The sequence below is a fragment of the Bradyrhizobium iriomotense genome, from assembly GCF_030160715.1.
Lineage (GTDB): Bacteria > Pseudomonadota > Alphaproteobacteria > Rhizobiales > Xanthobacteraceae > Bradyrhizobium > Bradyrhizobium iriomotense.
The window spans coordinates 205,817-221,156 of the sequence record NZ_BSOW01000002.1 but is presented as its reverse complement, the minus strand read 5'-3'; the positions used below and the strand labels follow the sequence as shown (position 1 = coordinate 221,156).

Annotated in this window: 14 protein-coding genes; 10 read left to right on the top strand and 4 right to left on the bottom strand. The window is 64.8% G+C overall.

Annotated features, from left to right (window positions below):
* Positions 1-328 precede the first annotated feature (328 nt).
* The 5 genes from pcaF to QQL28_RS03325 all read left to right on the top strand — a co-directional run bounded on the left by pcaF (position 329) and on the right by QQL28_RS03325 (position 5,096).
* Complete coding sequence (gene pcaF, locus QQL28_RS03345; protein WP_284261035.1) at positions 329-1,537, top strand: 3-oxoadipyl-CoA thiolase; 1,209 nt, start codon at positions 329-331, stop codon at positions 1,535-1,537.
* Between the two features lie 52 nt (positions 1,538-1,589).
* The gene (locus QQL28_RS03340; RefSeq protein ID WP_284261031.1) at positions 1,590-2,483 is read left to right on the top strand and encodes a dioxygenase family protein; all 894 of its coding nucleotides are present in this window, start codon (positions 1,590-1,592) and stop codon (positions 2,481-2,483) included.
* 149 nt (positions 2,484-2,632) lie between these two features.
* Positions 2,633-3,334 carry a protocatechuate 3,4-dioxygenase subunit beta gene (gene pcaH, locus QQL28_RS03335; RefSeq protein WP_284261029.1) on the top strand — a complete coding sequence of 234 codons (702 nt, stop codon included), beginning with the start codon at positions 2,633-2,635 and terminating at the stop codon, positions 3,332-3,334.
* Positions 3,335-3,937 carry a protocatechuate 3,4-dioxygenase subunit alpha gene (gene pcaG, locus QQL28_RS03330; protein WP_284261026.1) on the top strand — a complete coding sequence of 201 codons (603 nt, stop codon included), beginning with the start codon at positions 3,335-3,337 and terminating at the stop codon, positions 3,935-3,937. It begins immediately after the preceding gene.
* A gap of 94 nt (positions 3,938-4,031) precedes the next feature.
* The gene (locus tag QQL28_RS03325; RefSeq protein WP_284261023.1) at positions 4,032-5,096 is read left to right on the top strand and encodes a phosphotransferase; all 1,065 of its coding nucleotides are present in this window, start codon (positions 4,032-4,034) and stop codon (positions 5,094-5,096) included.
* Positions 5,097-5,323: 227 nt separating this feature from the next.
* Here QQL28_RS03325 and QQL28_RS03320 read toward each other — a convergent pair whose 3' ends face one another.
* Genes QQL28_RS03320 through QQL28_RS03310 form a run of 3 tightly spaced genes read right to left on the bottom strand, consistent with a single transcriptional unit; the run spans position 5,324 to position 8,530 of the window.
* A complete protein-coding gene (locus tag QQL28_RS03320) occupies positions 5,324-6,880 on the bottom strand; it encodes an MDR family MFS transporter (protein WP_284261021.1) in 1,557 nt (518 codons plus the stop codon).
* A gap of 5 nt (positions 6,881-6,885) precedes the next feature.
* Positions 6,886-8,055 (bottom strand): HlyD family secretion protein, encoded by a 1,170-nt coding sequence (locus tag QQL28_RS03315; protein ID WP_284261018.1) that lies wholly within the window; start codon positions 8,053-8,055, stop codon positions 6,886-6,888.
* Entirely contained in the window at positions 8,048-8,530 is a 483-nt protein-coding gene (locus tag QQL28_RS03310) for a MarR family winged helix-turn-helix transcriptional regulator (RefSeq protein WP_284261016.1), read from the bottom strand. Before QQL28_RS03310 ends, QQL28_RS03315 begins: the two co-directional genes overlap by 8 nt.
* A 157-nt stretch (positions 8,531-8,687) precedes the next feature.
* On the opposite strand from QQL28_RS03310, the gene QQL28_RS03305 reads away from it, so the two are divergent.
* From QQL28_RS03305 to QQL28_RS03285, 5 genes are all read left to right on the top strand, one after another.
* Positions 8,688-9,179: a Fur family transcriptional regulator gene (locus tag QQL28_RS03305; protein ID WP_284261014.1), complete on the top strand. Its 492-nt coding sequence runs from the start codon at positions 8,688-8,690 to the stop codon at positions 9,177-9,179.
* Positions 9,180-9,211: 32 nt separating this feature from the next.
* Complete coding sequence (locus QQL28_RS03300; protein ID WP_431309567.1) at positions 9,212-10,165, top strand: DMT family transporter; 954 nt, start codon at positions 9,212-9,214, stop codon at positions 10,163-10,165.
* Positions 10,166-10,177: 12 nt separating this feature from the next.
* The gene (gene ispG / locus QQL28_RS03295; RefSeq protein WP_284261012.1) at positions 10,178-11,461 is read left to right on the top strand and encodes a flavodoxin-dependent (E)-4-hydroxy-3-methylbut-2-enyl-diphosphate synthase; all 1,284 of its coding nucleotides are present in this window, start codon (positions 10,178-10,180) and stop codon (positions 11,459-11,461) included.
* A gap of 296 nt (positions 11,462-11,757) precedes the next feature.
* Complete coding sequence (locus QQL28_RS03290) at positions 11,758-12,654, top strand: TauD/TfdA dioxygenase family protein (RefSeq protein WP_284261009.1); 897 nt, start codon at positions 11,758-11,760, stop codon at positions 12,652-12,654.
* 16 nt (positions 12,655-12,670) lie between these two features.
* Entirely contained in the window at positions 12,671-13,501 is an 831-nt protein-coding gene (locus tag QQL28_RS03285) for an N-acetylmuramoyl-L-alanine amidase (protein ID WP_284261006.1), read from the top strand.
* A 204-nt stretch (positions 13,502-13,705) separates the two neighbouring features.
* On the opposite strand, the gene QQL28_RS03280 is transcribed toward QQL28_RS03285, so the two are convergent.
* A complete protein-coding gene (locus tag QQL28_RS03280) occupies positions 13,706-15,313 on the bottom strand; it encodes a Na+/H+ antiporter (protein WP_284261547.1) in 1,608 nt (535 codons plus the stop codon).
* Between the last annotated feature and the right edge of the window lie 27 nt (positions 15,314-15,340).

Here is a 15,340-nt window from a genome sequence, read left to right as displayed (position 1 = left end):
TTAGCCGGGCAAGGCGGGTTTTCCACGTTGTCCGTATTGCGCAAACGGCTGCCCCATTTTCCGTTGTCATTCCCCATTGCGCGATTGCGCAGTGGGGATGCGCCGACAGGCGCAGGCCCGGAATCCATAACCCCTGCTCGTGGTTATGGATTCCGGGCTCGCCCTTCGGGCGCCCCGGAATGACGGCCGGGGTTTCATGGCGAGCGACTCATGCGCCAGGCCACGCGCGGCCTGCGAAACCGTCAATTGACCTGCCGCGGGCGCCCTCCTAAAACTCCGCCGACATTGAAGAATTTTGGCCGAACCGCGGCACTCAGGGAGAACAACGATGCGTGATGTGTTTATCTGCGATGCCGTCCGGACCCCGATCGGCCGTTTCGGCGGCTCGCTCGCCAAGGTGCGCGCCGACGATCTCGCCGCCGCCCCGATCAAGGCGCTGATGGCCAAGCACCCCAAGCTGGACTGGTCGCAGGTGGACGAGGTGTTCTTCGGCTGCGCCAACCAGGCCGGCGAGGACAACCGCAACGTCGCGCGCATGGCGCTGCTGCTCGCAGGTCTGCCGGATTCGGTTCCCGGCCAGACCCTGAACCGCCTCTGCGCCTCCGGCCTCGATGCCGTCGGCGCGGCTGGCCGCGCGATCCGCTCGGGCGAGATCGAATTCGCGATCGCGGGCGGAGTCGAATCCATGACGCGCGCGCCTTTCGTGATGGGTAAGGCCCAGGAAGCCTTCTCGCGCTCCGCGGAAATCTTTGACACCACCATCGGCTGGCGCTTCATCAATCCGCTGCTGAAGGCGCAATACGGCGTCGATGCGATGCCGGAGACCGGCGAGAACGTCGCCGAGGAATTCCAGGTCTCGCGCGCCGATCAGGACGCTTTCGCGATCCGCTCGCAGCAGCGCGCGGGCGCTGCGATCGCGGCCGGCTATTTCGCCGAGGAGATCACGCCGATCACCATTCCCGGCGGCAAGGCCGGCCCCATCACGATCGACAAGGACGAGCATCCGCGCCCCGAGACTACGCTCGAAGGCCTCGCAAAACTGAAGCCGATCGTGCGCAATCCCGGCACGGTGACCGCCGGTAACGCCTCCGGCGTCAATGATGGCGCGGCCGCGATGATCCTTGCGTCCGAAGCCGCCGTGAAGAAGCATGGTCTCACGCCCCGCGCTCGCATCCTCGGCCTCGCCTCGGCCGGCGTGCCGCCGCGCATCATGGGCATTGGACCGGTGCCCGCGACCCGCAAGCTGATGGAGCGGCTGGGCAAGAAGATCAGCGATTTCGACCTGATCGAGCTGAACGAAGCCTTCGCGTCCCAGGGCATCGCCTGCATGCGTCAGCTCGGCGTCGCCGACGACGCCGATTTCGTCAATCCGCATGGCGGTGCGATTGCGCTCGGCCATCCCCTCGGCATGAGCGGCGCGCGCCTTGCGCTCACTGCCGTGCACGGCATGGAGAAGCGCGGCGGCAAGCTCGCGCTCGCCACCATGTGCGTCGGCGTCGGCCAGGGCGTCGCGGTCGCGATCGAGAAGCTGAACTAAGCTCCTCTCCCTCTCCCCGCTTGCGGGGAGAGGGCCTTCAGGGGATCATCCCATGATTATCGAGCGTGAGCAGGACGTCACGGCTGCGGCACTGGCGGTGATGGAGCGGACATCCGATCCGCGGCTTCGCCAGATCATGGCCTCTCTGGTCAAGCATTTGCATGCCTTCGTCCGCGATGTCCGCCTGACCGAGGCGGAATTCCGCGACGCCACGGCGATCGTGGCCGAGCTCGGCAAGCTGACCACCGACACGCATAATGAAGTCGTGCTGATGGCCGGCTCGCTCGGCGTCTCGCCGCTGGTGTGCCTGCTGAACAATGGCGACCAGGGCAATACGGAAACCGACCAGTCGCTGCTCGGACCGTTCTGGCGCTTGAACTCGCCGCGGGTCGAGAATGGCGGATCGATCGTCCGCTCCGAGACGCCGGGTGCGCCGCTGTTCGTCAGCGCCCGCGTCGTGGACAGGGACGGCCGTCCCGTCGCCGGCGCGGAGGTCGATGTCTGGCACGCTTCGCCGGTCGGTCTCTATGAGAACCAGGATCCCGAGCAGGCGGACATGAACCTGCGCGGCAAGTTCACGACCGATCAGGACGGACGTTTCTCCTTCCGCTCGGTGATGATGGTTGGCTATCCCATCCCGACCAACGGCGTGGTCGGCCGTCTCCTCAAGGCGCAGGACCGGCACCCCTATCGTCCCGCGCATCTGCATGCCCTGATCTTCAAGCCCCGATTCAAGGTGCTGATCTCGCAGGTCTACGACCCCGCCGATCCGCACATCGACAGCGACGTGCAGTTCGGCGTGACGCAGGCGCTGATCGGCAAGTTCCTGCGCCATGATTCGCCGCATCCGACCGCGCGCGAGGTTGCGATGCCCTGGTATTCGCTCGACCATACCTACCGGCTCGAGGCCGGCGAGGCCGTGCTGCCGCGTCCACCGATCAAGTAGTGCGCTCATATGCCAGGTGCCGGGCGTAGGAGGACCGCTAAACCCGCTTTCCCCAATTAGTTATATACTATAATGATTGGCGGAAACGTTGACCTGCCGGACCAGAATGGCCGGGGAGGAGTTCGCCAAAAGTCGTCAGGAGTTTGGCCATGACATTCATCTATCCCGTCGACAGCAACAAGGCGCATCCGCTGCCGCTGTCGCCCGACTACAAGAGCTCGATCAAGCGCGCGCCCCACAAGCCCCTGATCCCGATGCGTCACACGCTGTCGGAGCTGACCGGCCCGGTCTATGGCCATGAGACCGTGCGCGAGGGCGACAACGATCTCACCCTTCAGCACAAGGGCGAGCCGCTCGGCGAGCGAATCATCGTGCATGGCCATGTGTTCGACGAGGACGGCCGCGGCGTGCCCAATTCGCTGGTCGAGATCTGGCAGGCCAATGCCTGCGGCCGCTACGTGCATGTGCGCGACCAGCATCCCGCGCCGCTCGATCCGAACTTCACCGGCGCCGGCCGCACCCAGAGCGATGCGGCAGGCTACTACCGCTTCGTCACCATCAAGCCCGGCGCTTACCCCTGGGGCAATCATCACAATGCCTGGCGGCCCGCGCACATCCACCTCTCGGTGTTCGGCCATTCCTTCGTCACGCGCCTGGTGACGCAGATGTATTTCCCGGGCGATCCGCTGTTTGCGTTCGATCCGATCTTCAATTCGGTGCCGGACGAGAAGGCGCGGATGCGGATGGTCTCGTCCTTCGATCTCGATAACACCCAGCCTGAGTGGGCGCTGTGTTATCGCTTTGACATCGTGCTGCGCGGCAAGAACGCCACGCCAATGGAGAACACTTAAGTGCAGGATTCTGTGAAGCCCAACGGGATCACGCCATCGCAGACCGTCGGCCCGTTCTTCAAATACGGCCTGACGCCGAACGGCGAGTATGAGTGGAACGATGCCTTCACCAACTCGACGCTGACGCCCGACGTCACCGGCGAGCGCCTGCGCATCGAAGGTAAGGTGTTCGACGGCGACGGCGTCGCAATACCGGACTGCATGCTGGAGATCTGGCAGGCGGATGCGCAGGGCCGTTTTGCCGATCCGCAGGACAAGCGCGCGCTGCCGAACGCCAGCTTCCGCGGCTTTGCCCGCTGCGGCACCGACAAGGACGGCAACTATTCCTTCGACACCATCAAGCCGGGCGTGGTGCCGGATCCCGACGGCAAGCCGCAGGCGCCGCATCTCCTGGTCGCGGTGTTCGCGCGCGGCATGCTCAGGCATCTCTATACGCGCATCTATTTCAGCGATGATGCGGGCCTCGCCTCCGATCCCGTGTTGGCGCTGGTGCCCGCCGACCGCCGCGCGACGCTGATCGCCAGGCGCGAGGCCGCCAAGCCGGTCTATCGCCTCGACCTGCGGGTCCAGGGCGACGAGGAGACGGTGTTCTTCGACGTGTGAGGCCCGAGCGTCCGTCTTTCCATAAGGCGGATCGGCGCGGCTGGCGCTTCCGGGGGTGATGGGGCAGTATGGCCGCGCATCCGGAGCGCGCTTCATGACAACTCCACAACTGCCGGCGGTCGTCGAGGCCGAAAATCTCACCGCTGCGCTGCGCAAGGCCGGCGCGCTGGACCGCGGTGCGGTGCGCGAGGTCACGGTGCTGTCGTCGCGCGACACGATCCTGTCGCACATCACGCGCCTCGGCCTGCGCTATGTCGGCGAATCCAACGGCGCGCCGCAGTCCCTGATCCTCAAGACGGCCCATGCGGAGTTTGGCAAGAATGTGCCGAATGCGGGCCGGCGCGAGGTGGCGTTCTATACCAGGCTTGCGCCCGCGATGCCGGCGCAGCTCGTGCCGCGCTGTTTCGGCGGGAATTTCGACGAGGAAAGTCTCGCCTGGCATCTGCTGCTCGAGGATCTCTCCGACAGCCACGAGATAGCGAGCGCCTGGCCGCTGCCGCCGTCAGCCGAACAATCGCTCTCGATCATCCGTGCGCTGGCGCGGCTGCATGCTGCGTGGTGGGACGACACTCGCCTCGGCGAGGCTGTCGGCGTCTGGATGAGCGTCGATGAGACGAGCAAGCTGCTGGAGGTGTTCTCCGGGCACTATGCGCGGTTTGCCAATCTGCTGGGCGACCGCCTCAGCGCCGAACGCCGCGATCTCTTCCGCCGCTTCCTGGAGCAGTGGGATCGGCTGTTCCAGCGCTATCATGCGCGGCGTGACGTCACCATCATCCACGGCGATGCCCATACCTGGAATTTTCTGCTGCCGCGCGCCGCCGTCAGCGACACCGTGCGTATCTTCGACTTCGACCAGTGGCGTATCAATGTGCCCACCAGCGATCTCGCTTATATGATGGCGTTGCAATGGTATCCCGAGACTCGGCAGGTGCTCGAACGGCCGCTTCTGGACAGCTATTACGACACGCTGATCGAGTATGGCGTGACCGGCTACAGCCGCGATGCGCTCCATCGCGATTATCGCCGGTCGGTGCTCTGGCACATCACCACGCCGGTCTGGCAATGGAGCGTCAACATCCCGCCGGTGATCTGGTGGAATAACCTCCAGCGCGTGCTGCTCGCCGTCGACGACCTCGGCTGCGAGGAGTTTTTGGAGTGAAGGTGGAGCACACTCGGTGCACTGTGAGGCGCGACGGCGTTTCAACATTTTCGGTGTCGTCCCGGCCTAAAGCGCGATGAGATTGGGATGAATCGTCATCGCGCTTTAGGTTGTTGTTTGAGCATGATCTTTTCGGAAAACCGCTTCGCACTTTTCCGGATCATGCTCTAGTGCGCAATTGCGCACTAGGCCGGGACGACGAGTCGAGTGTGTCTCGCGCGCGAGACTTACTCCATCACCGCATGCTCCGGCCCCGCCGCCTGCTTGCGCAGTGCGGCCTTGGTTGAGCCGATCATCAGGGCGAGCGGGATGGTGCAGAGGATGAAGATCATCACGAGCTGGTAGTCGTGTGCAAACGCGATGATCTGCGCCTGCATGGCGACGATCTTGTCGGCCATGGCGCGGCCGGCGTCGGTGGAGAGGTTGATCATGCCGCGCACATCGGGCATCTGGAGCGCGTGGTTGAACGGGTTGATGTGCTCGGAGAGGATCGCATAGGTCTTGCGCGAGCCCTGGGTCAGCTCGGCGATGACGATGGAGATGCCGACCGAGCTTGCGACGTTGCGGAGCAGCGTCAGCATCGAGGTGCCGTCGGTGCGCAGCTCGTTCGGCAGCGTCAGGAACGACACGGTGGAGAGCGGCACGAAGACGAGGCCGAAGCCAAAACCCTGGAAGATGCTGACGGTGACGATCTCCAGCGCCTGGGTCTGGTCGGTCCATCCGGTCATCTGGAACAGCGAGCCGGCGGTCAACGTCAGCCCCGCGATGATCAGCGTGCGTGCCTCGAAGTAGCGCATCATGCGTCCGACCAGCATCATGGCGAGGAAGGTGCCGAAGCCGCGGGTCGCGAGCAGCTCGCCCGCGGTGATGATGGGATAGCCGATGACGTTCTGCAGGTAAGGCGAGGCCAGCGCCATGGTCGAATACAGCACGAGGCCCATCACCGTCATGAAGATGCAGCCGGTGAGGAAGTTGCGGTCTTTGAACAGCGCGAAGCGGATGAACGGCCGCGAGGTCGTGAAGGAGTGGGCGAAGAAATAGTAGAAGGCGATCGCCGAGACGACGAACTCGGTCACGATCTCGGCGGATTCGAACCAGTCGAGCTGCTCGCCGCGGTCGAGCGCGAGCTGGAGCGCGCCGATCGCGACGGCCAGCGCCGTGAAGCCGAACCAGTCGAATTTGAGGCTGAGGTCCTTCTTCGTCTCGTCCATGAAGATTGCCAGCCCGAGCACGGTGATCGCGCCGAACGGCAAATTGACGAAGAACACCCAGTGCCAGGAATAGGTCTCGGTCAGCCAGGCCCCGAGCGAGGGGCCCATGATCGGCCCCATCATCACGCCCATGCCCCAGATCGACATCGCCTTGGCGCGTTCCTGGAGCGTGTAGGAATCCAGCATCACGGCCTGCGACAGCGGCACCAGCGCGGCGCCGAACACGCCCTGCAGCAGGCGGAACAGCACCATCTGGTTGATGTCCTGCGCGAGCCCGCACAGCACGGAAGCGAGGGTGAAGCCGGCCGAGCAGATGATGAAGATGCGCTTGCGGCCGTAGCGGTTGGCGATCCACCCCACCGGCGCGGTCATGATCGCGGCGGCGACGATGTAGGAGGTCAGGACCCAGTTGATCTGGTCCTGCGAAGCCGACAGCGTGCCCTGCATGTAGGGCAGGGCAACGTTGGCGATCGTCGTGTCCAGCGCCTGCATGATGGTCGCGGTCATGGCGCAGATCGTCACCATGTTCCGGCGGAGGCCGGGGACCATTGCTGCGCTGGCGGGCCCGGACATCGACGTCAGTCTTCCTTGTCCTGGTTGGCCGTTGCCGACAGGCCGAGCAGGCCGGCGAGCGAGCGCTGGTGGCCGGTGTCGATGTTGGCATAGACGCTCATGCCGGCCTTCAGCTTCTTCACGAACTTGTCGTTGTCGTCGAAATAGATTCGCACCGGCACGCGCTGCACGACCTTGACGAAATTGCCGGTGGCGTTCTGCGGCGGCAGGATCGCGAACTGCGCGCCGGTGCCCGGCGACAGCGAGCCGATCTTGCCCTTGAACACATGGTTGGGGAACGCGTCGACCTCGAGCGTGACCGCCTGGCCGACCGCGACATGGGTGAGGTCGCTCTCCTTCGGATTGGCGTCGACCCAGGGGTGGGCGATGTCGACGATGGAGAACACCGGCGTGCCGGCGGCGACGAAACGGCCGAGCTGGATCTGGTCGACCTGGGTTGCCACGCCGCTCATCGGGGCGCGCAGCACGGTGTGGTCGAGATTGCGCTGGGCGTCATCCAGCTTGGCCTTGGCCTGCACATAGGGCGGGAACTCTTCCAGCGGCAGGTCGGGATTGCCGAGCAGCTGCGTCTTCGCGTTGGAGAGCTGCTGCTTGACGAACTGCGCCTGCGCGCCGGCCGTGACCATCGCGTTCGACGCGTTGTCCAGGTCGAGCTGCGAGCCATAATTGTTCTTCACCAGCGCCTGCTTGCGCTCGACGTCGCGCTGCTTCAGGTCCATGCCCTGCTGGGCGAGATCCAGCATCTGGCCGTAGATTTTGACGTTGGCGACGAGGTTGTCGTAGGTGGTCCTGGCTTGGGCGAGCTGCGCCTTGGTCTCCTCCACCGCGAGGCGGAACGGAACCGGATCGATCTCGAACAGCTCGTCGCCCTGCTTGACGATCTGGCCCTCTTTCACGACGACCTTGTCGATCTTGCCGGAGATGTCGGGCGTCACCAGCACCTTCTGCGCGCCGACATAGGCATCGTCGGTGCCGACATAGCGTCCGCCATGCAGATAGAAGGTGATGCCGCCGATCGCGGCCGCCGCGGGCAGCACCACCATCAGGAGGAAGCGGCGGTAGCGGCGCAGGCCCGCCAGCAGGCGGCGGCGCGGCTCGGCCGCGAGCTTCTTGGTGGGCTTGCCGCTTGGGCCGCCCTTCTGCTCGGGCTGGAACTTGAGGACTTGGTCAGCCATAGCGCTGCTCCCTACGTGTTTGTTCCGCGCCGCTGGTCTGGATCGCGTTACGCACGTTTTCCTTGATTGTTTCGAGTTGGGTGAGGAGACGGTGGGCGTCCGCCGGGTTGATGCCGTCGAGCGCGTTGGCCGTGAGCTCCGACTTCAGGCCGCTCATCTTGCCGAGCAGCGCGCGGCCGGCCTTCTTCAGATGGAGGCGCTTGACGCGGCGGTCGGAGGCGTCGCTGCGGCGCTCGATCCAGTCGTTGTCGCAGAGCTTGTCGATCAGCCGCGTTAGCGTAATCGGCTGCATCTCCAGGAGCTCGGCGAGCTCGGACTGCTTCATGCCCTCGCTGCGCTCGACCTTGGCCAGCACCGCCCATTGCGCGCGGGTGATGCCATAGCGGGATGCCTCCTTGTCGGCATAGACCCGCAGCAGGCGATACAGCTCGCCGAGCGTGAACAGGAAGTTCTGATCCACCGACGTGCGGCTCATAAGCTTGGTCTCCAATAAGCTTGGCATATAATAAGCAAGCTTATGATTATTTCATGGCAAATTAGCGCGGCGCTGCTCCACCGCAAAAGCATGGCTGGCAGCCATTCGAAGCCGCGCCCTTTGGGTTCCCGGTCCGGAAATGCTAAAGACTAGCGCGATGACTCTCGCAAAGCCGGCCTTTCCCGCGCCTGACCACGATCACCGCCGCTGTACCGCGGATGCCTTGACGCATGCGGAGGCGGTCTGCGAGCAGCGCGCGCAGAAATTCACGCCGATCCGCCGTCACGTGCTGCAGGCGCTCTTGTCCAGCCACCGTCCGCTCGGCGCCTATGAGGTGATCGACGAGCTGGCCAAATCGATGCCGCGGCCGGCGCCGATCACGGTCTATCGCGCGCTCGATTTTTTGATGGCCAACGGCCTCGTGCATCGCATCGAGAGTCGCAACGCCTATCTCGCCTGCGCCCACGACCATGACGCGGTCCCGGCGGTTGCGTTCCTGATCTGCGAGCGCTGCGGCCTGGTCGGCGAGATTCCGGCCGCGTCCGTCGCGCAAGGCCTCAACCAGGCTGCGCGCGCCTCGGGTTTTGCTCCCAAACTGTCCGTGGTCGAGATCACGGGCACCTGCACCCATTGTCAGAAAGCTTCTTGATAACAACGGCGTAAAGCCGGCCCCGGGAAGACATGTCGATTGAACCAGCAAGCCCGTCCGCCGGCCGCCCGTTGAGCGCCGGCGCCATCGCCCTGATGCTCATGCTGTGCCTGACCTGGGGGTTTAACCAGATCGCGGTGAAGCTCGTCATCCCGGATATTCCGCCGATGCTACAGGCGACCATCCGCTCGATGGGCGCGCTGCCGGTGCTGTTCATGATCGGCACCTTGCGCGGGGCAAAGTTCTTCGAGCGCGACGGCACGCTTGCCGCAGGCCTCATCGCCGGGCTGATGTTCGGCGCCGAGTTCGTGCTGATCTATGAGGGCCTGCGCTTCACCCCGGCGTCCCGCGCGGTCGTGTTCCTCTACACCGCGCCGTTCTTCGTCGCGCTCGGCTCCTATCAGGTGCTGGGCGAGAGGCTGAGCGGCACACAATGGCTCGGCCTCGCCATCAGCTTTGCCGGCGTTGCCCTCGCAATCGGTGTGCCGCAGCCGAACGTGGATTCACAGGTGCTGCTCGGCGATCTCCTCATCGTCGGCGGCGCCGCGCTGTGGGCGGCGACTACGCTGATCGCCAAGTCGACGCGACTGCGCCTCGTCCCGCCGGAAAAGGCGATGGGTTACCAGGTCGCGATATCGATCCCGATCCTGGGCCTGGCCGCGTACCTCATGGGCGAAACCATCCCGCACACGCCCCGCCCGCTGTCGATCACACTGATGGTGTTCCAGGCGGTCTGGGTGGTCGGAGCCACGTTCACGCTTTGGTTCGGGCTCGTGAAGGCCTATTCGGCCAGCAAATTGTCGGCTTTTACCTTCATCACCCCTTTGTTTGGCGTCGTCGCTAGCTATTTCATCTTGCATGACACCCTCAGCCTGACGTTCGGGGCGGCAGCTGTCCTTGTAATTGCTGGGCTTTTTCTGATTAACCGTCCCAGCCAAGACGCTGCGGCCCCGCGCGATGCATTGCTGAATGTCACCAAAACCTGATATTTGGACCCCATGAACAAGCCCGAAAACACCATCGATTCCGACATCGCGGGACCTCAGCCGCGCCACAACACCACGCAGGTCAAGGTCGGCGACGTCGCCGTCGGCGGCGGCGCGCCCATCGTGGTGCAGTCGATGACCAACACCGACACCGCCGATATCGACGGTACCATCGCCCAGGTCGCAGCGCTTTCGCGCGCCGGCTCCGAAATGGTCCGCATCACCGTGGACCGCGAGGAGGCCGCCGCTGCCGTTCCGCACATCCGCGACGGTCTGCGCAAGCGTGGCATCACCACGCCCCTGATCGGCGACTTCCACTATATCGGCCACAAGCTGCTCGCCGACTATCCGGCCTGTGCGGAAGCGCTCGACAAGTACCGCATCAATCCCGGCAATGTCGGCTTCAAGGACAAGCGCGACACCCAGTTCGCCGACATCATCGAGATCGCCAACAAGCACGACAAGCCGGTGCGCATCGGCGCCAATTGGGGCTCGCTCGACCAGGAACTCTTGTCCAAGTTGATGGACGAGAACGCGGCCTCGGCCAATCCGCGCGATGCCCGCGCCGTGATGCGCGAGGCCATGGTGCAATCCGCGTTGCTCTCGGCGGCGCGCGCCGAAGAGCTCGGCATGCCCAAGAACCGCATCATCCTGTCGGCCAAGGTGTCGGCGGTGCAGGATCTGATCGCGGTCTATGAGGTGCTCGCGAGCCGTTCCGACTACGCCATCCATCTCGGTCTCACCGAGGCCGGCATGGGCACCAAGGGTATCGTCGCCTCGTCCGCCGCGCTCGGCATCCTCTTGCAGCAGGGCATCGGTGACACCATCCGCATCTCACTGACGCCGGAGCCCGGCGGCGACCGCACCCGAGAGGTGCAGGTCGGCCAGGAGCTCTTGCAGACCATGGGCTTCCGCACCTTCGTGCCGCTGGTGGCGGCATGCCCCGGCTGCGGCCGCACCACCTCGACCACGTTCCAGGAGCTGGCGCGCTCGATCCAGGATTTCATCCGCGACGAGATGCCGACCTGGAAGACGAAATATCCCGGCGTCGAAGAGCTCAACGTCGCCGTCATGGGCTGCATCGTCAACGGCCCCGGCGAATCCAAGCACGCCAATATCGGCATCTCCTTGCCCGGCACCGGCGAGGCGCCCGCCGCGCCCGTCTTCGTCGACGGCAAGAAGTTCCGCACCCTGCGCGGCCCCGGCATCGCCGCCGACTTCAAGGCGCTGGTGATCGACTACATCGACCAGCGTTACGGCCAGGGCGCCAAGGTGCCGGAGACTGCGGCGGAGTAGCCAGAGACGGAGTAATCTTGCTCCGCTCGCACCTCGTACTCGGTTGTCGTCCCGGCGAAGGCCGGGACCAATAACCACAGGCCGTGGTTATGGCGCGGGGTGACGGCTCCAAGTCTTCGCCAAACTCAATTCCGTGGTTATGAGTCCCGGGCTCGCGCGGAGCCTGTTATCGGGCCGCGCTTCGCGCGGACCCGGTGGCGCGCCCCGGGACGACGAGTTGTGTTTGCGGTGCGCATTGCACATCCATCACCGCGCGCTACGATGCCCTCAATCAACAATGATTGGGAGCAACACCCATGAGCTCGCTCGCCGGCAAGCAGGGTCCTCGCTATCGCCACATGGCGGAGGACGGTGCGCCCTACGAGACCATCGCCGTCGAAAAACTCACGCCGATCATCGGCGCGGAAATCACGGGCGTCGATGTCGGCAAGCTCGTCTCTGACGACTCCCGTTCCAACCGGCAGATGGACGAGGTCCATCGCGCGCTCGCCGAAAACCTCGTCATCTTCTTCCGCGACCAGCACATTACGCCGCAGCAGCATCTCGCCTTCGGCCGCAAGTTCGGCGAGCTGCATTTTCACCCCGCGGCTCCGCATGAGGACGAAGATCCCGCGCTGATGAAGATCTATGCCGACGCGAACTCGCCGCGCGCCAATGGCGAGGGCTGGCATTCCGACGTGTCCTGCGACCTCGAGCCGCCCATGGGCTCGATCCTCTACATCAAGCAATGCCCGCCGCGTGGCGGTGACACTCTGTTCGCCAACATGTACGCGGCCTATGAGGCGCTGTCGGACCGCATGAAAGCCTATCTCGACGGCCTCACCGCGCTGCATGACGGCGAGCCGATCTATCGCGGGCTCTACGCCAACTACGGCGTCGCCGACAAGCCGAGCTATCCGCATGCCGAGCACCCGGTGGTGCGCACGCACCCGGTCACGGGCAAGAAGGCCCTCTACGTCAACCGCGGCTTTACCCGCTACATCAACGGCATTCCCCGCGACGAGAGCGACGCGATGCTGGCCTATCTCTACCAGCACGCCGAAAACCCGCTGTTCCAGTGTCGCTTCCGCTGGACCGAGAACGCCATCGCCTTCTGGGACAATCGCTGCACCCAGCATCGCGCGATGTGGGATTACTGGCCGCACACGCGGTCAGGGACGCGCGTGACGGTGAAGGGCGAGCGGCCGGTGTAGTCAACGGTGCGGTAGCGTGGGCAAAGCGAAGCGGCCATCGGCGCGGAGCATCGTTGCAATCGTCGTTGCTTTGCTGCTTCCGCTCGCGCCGATCGATTCAAGCCATGCCGTGCCGAAGCGGAAGATCGTGCGCGCGAAGCCCAAGCCCAATGCTAAGCTCGCGCCTGAAAAATGCGAGCCGGCTAATTTCCGCATCGTCGTGGATGTCGGCCACACCGCCGAATCGCCCGGTGCGGACAGCGCGCGCAACGATCCCGAGTTCGCGTTCAATCTGCGGCTTGCCAGGCTCATCGCTACGAAGCTGAAGTCGGAAGGCTTTTCCACGACGCGTCTCTTGGTGACGGAGGGCAGGGCGAGGCCGAGCCTGTTCAAGCGCGTCAACGCCGCCAACGACTGGCGAGCCGATCTCTTTCTCTCGATCCATCACGACGCCGTGCCGGACAAATTCCTCGAGGAGTGGGAGTTCGAGGGCGCAAGAAGCCATTTCAGCGACCGTTTCTCCGGCCATTCGCTGTTCGTCTCGCGGCAGAATCCGCGATACGCGGCGAGCCTTGCGTTCGCGCGCCTTCTCGGCAGGGAGTTGAAGGCGCAGGACCTGACTTATGCGCAGCAGTACACGCTGCCGCTGATGGGGCGCTATCGTCACGATCTGCTGGACAAGGAGTTTGGCGTCTATCGCTACGACCAGCTCGTGGTACTCTCACGCACGAAGAGCGCCGCGGTGCTGCTGGAGGCGGGCTCCATCATCAATCGCGACGAGGAGATGGCGATGAATTCGCCGGAGCGGCAAGAGGTGATTGCGACGGCGGTGGCAGGGGCGATGAAGGAGTTTTGCGAGAAGCATTAGTGTGTCATTGAGCGATGACGATGTGGGCAGGCCTTGCCCACTCTCCGATGTCGTCCCGGCGAAGGCCGGGACCCATAACCCCAAGGTGTGGTTTGGCGACGACTGGCAACCACCATCTCGCGCCACAACTTCTCCCTGTGGTTATGGGGCCCGGATCGGCGCTTGCTCCGCTCGCTTGTCCGGGACGACGAGTTGAGGATGCCGCTACAACGGCACTCGCTGAAACTCCCGGTTCGCAAGACTCGCTTCCTCCAGATCGAGATCGCGCTCGATCCGGCGCCTCGCTTCGTCGGTGATCTTGCCGTCACGCAATAGCTCGTGGATGAACGTGCGCTCTGCGGCGATCAGCTCGCGCGTCAGCCTGGTGCCGGCGGCGGAGAGGCCGAGGCTGGCCGGATCGAGCGAGCAGGGGAGCTGATTGACGCGGATATCGTGCCGTGCCCGCAGCAGGCTCACGACCTCGTCGGACAGCTCCTTCTCCTCGGCCAGGGCATCAAGCGACCTCAGCGCTGCATCGAGGGCCTGGCGCCGCGCGGCGATCTCGGCCTCATGCTCGGCGACGTGCTCGGAGCGGCCGGCCTCGGCGACGCCGAGCCATCGCACCACCTTGGGCAGGCCGAGGCCGACGCCGACCAGCGTGATGAAGATGACGCCGAAGGCGACGAACAGGATCAGGTCGCGATAGGGGAAGGCCTCGCCGCCCGGCAGCACGAAGGGTAGCGCCAGCGCGGCCGCGAGCGACACCGCACCGCGCACGCCGGTGAAGGCGAGCGTGAACACCCATTGCCAGGGCGGCGAGGGATCGCGCCGGCGCAGGCTCGGGCTCAATATCCGCGGCAAATAGGTCGCGGGATAGACCCAGGCAAAGCGCGCCATCACCACGATGACCACGACCACGCCGGTCGCGATCAGGATCTCGTCGAGCGGAAACGCCTTCGATTTCTCGTAGAGCGCGCGCATCTGAAAGCCGGTGAGCAGGAACAGGATGCCCTCGATCAGGTAGATCACGAGGTCCCAGAAGAAGATGCCCTGCAGGCGCGTCGCCGAGGAAATCCACAACGGCCCGTTCCAGCTCACATAGAGGCCGCAGGCGACGGTGGCGATCACGCCGCTTCCGCCGACATGTTCGGGCAGCCAATAGGCGAGGTAGGGCGTGATCAGCGACAGCGTGATCTCGACCTGCGGATCGCGCGCCCATTTGCGGGCGCGCAAGGAGAGCCAGCCGACCCCGACGCCATAGGCGACCTCGCCGGCAATGATGAGGAAGAACTCGCCGGTCGCAAGCGGCAGCGAGAAGCTGCCGGTCATGATCGCGGCGAGCGCAAAGCGGTAGAGGATCAGCGCGGTGGCGTCGTTGGCAAGCCCTTCGCCTTCGAGCACGACCAGGATGCGGCGCGGCATGTGCAGCCTGCGCGCAATCGCGAGCGGCGCCACCACGTCGGGCGGCGCGACGATGGCCCCGAGCAGGAAGCCGACGGTCCAGGGCATGCCGATCAGGAAATGCGCGGCGGTTGCGACCATCGCCGCGGTGAAGATCACGGCGCCGACCGCGAGCAGCACGATGGGGCGCAGGTTGTTCCTGAACTCGCGCCAGCTCATGGCGACGCTCGCCGAATAGATCAGCGGCGGCAGCACCAGCAGCAGCACGAGTTCCGGCGGCAGCTCGACCTGCGGCATGCCCGGCACGAAGGCAAGGCCCACGCCCGCCAGCATCAACAGGATGGCGGGCGCAATGTTGAAGCGCCGCGCCAGAAGCGCCGTGCCTGCCAGCACGGTGAGCAGGATCAGAAAGATCTGAAATCGCGCTTCCACCATGCTTTCACTTGCCCCGGAAGCGCG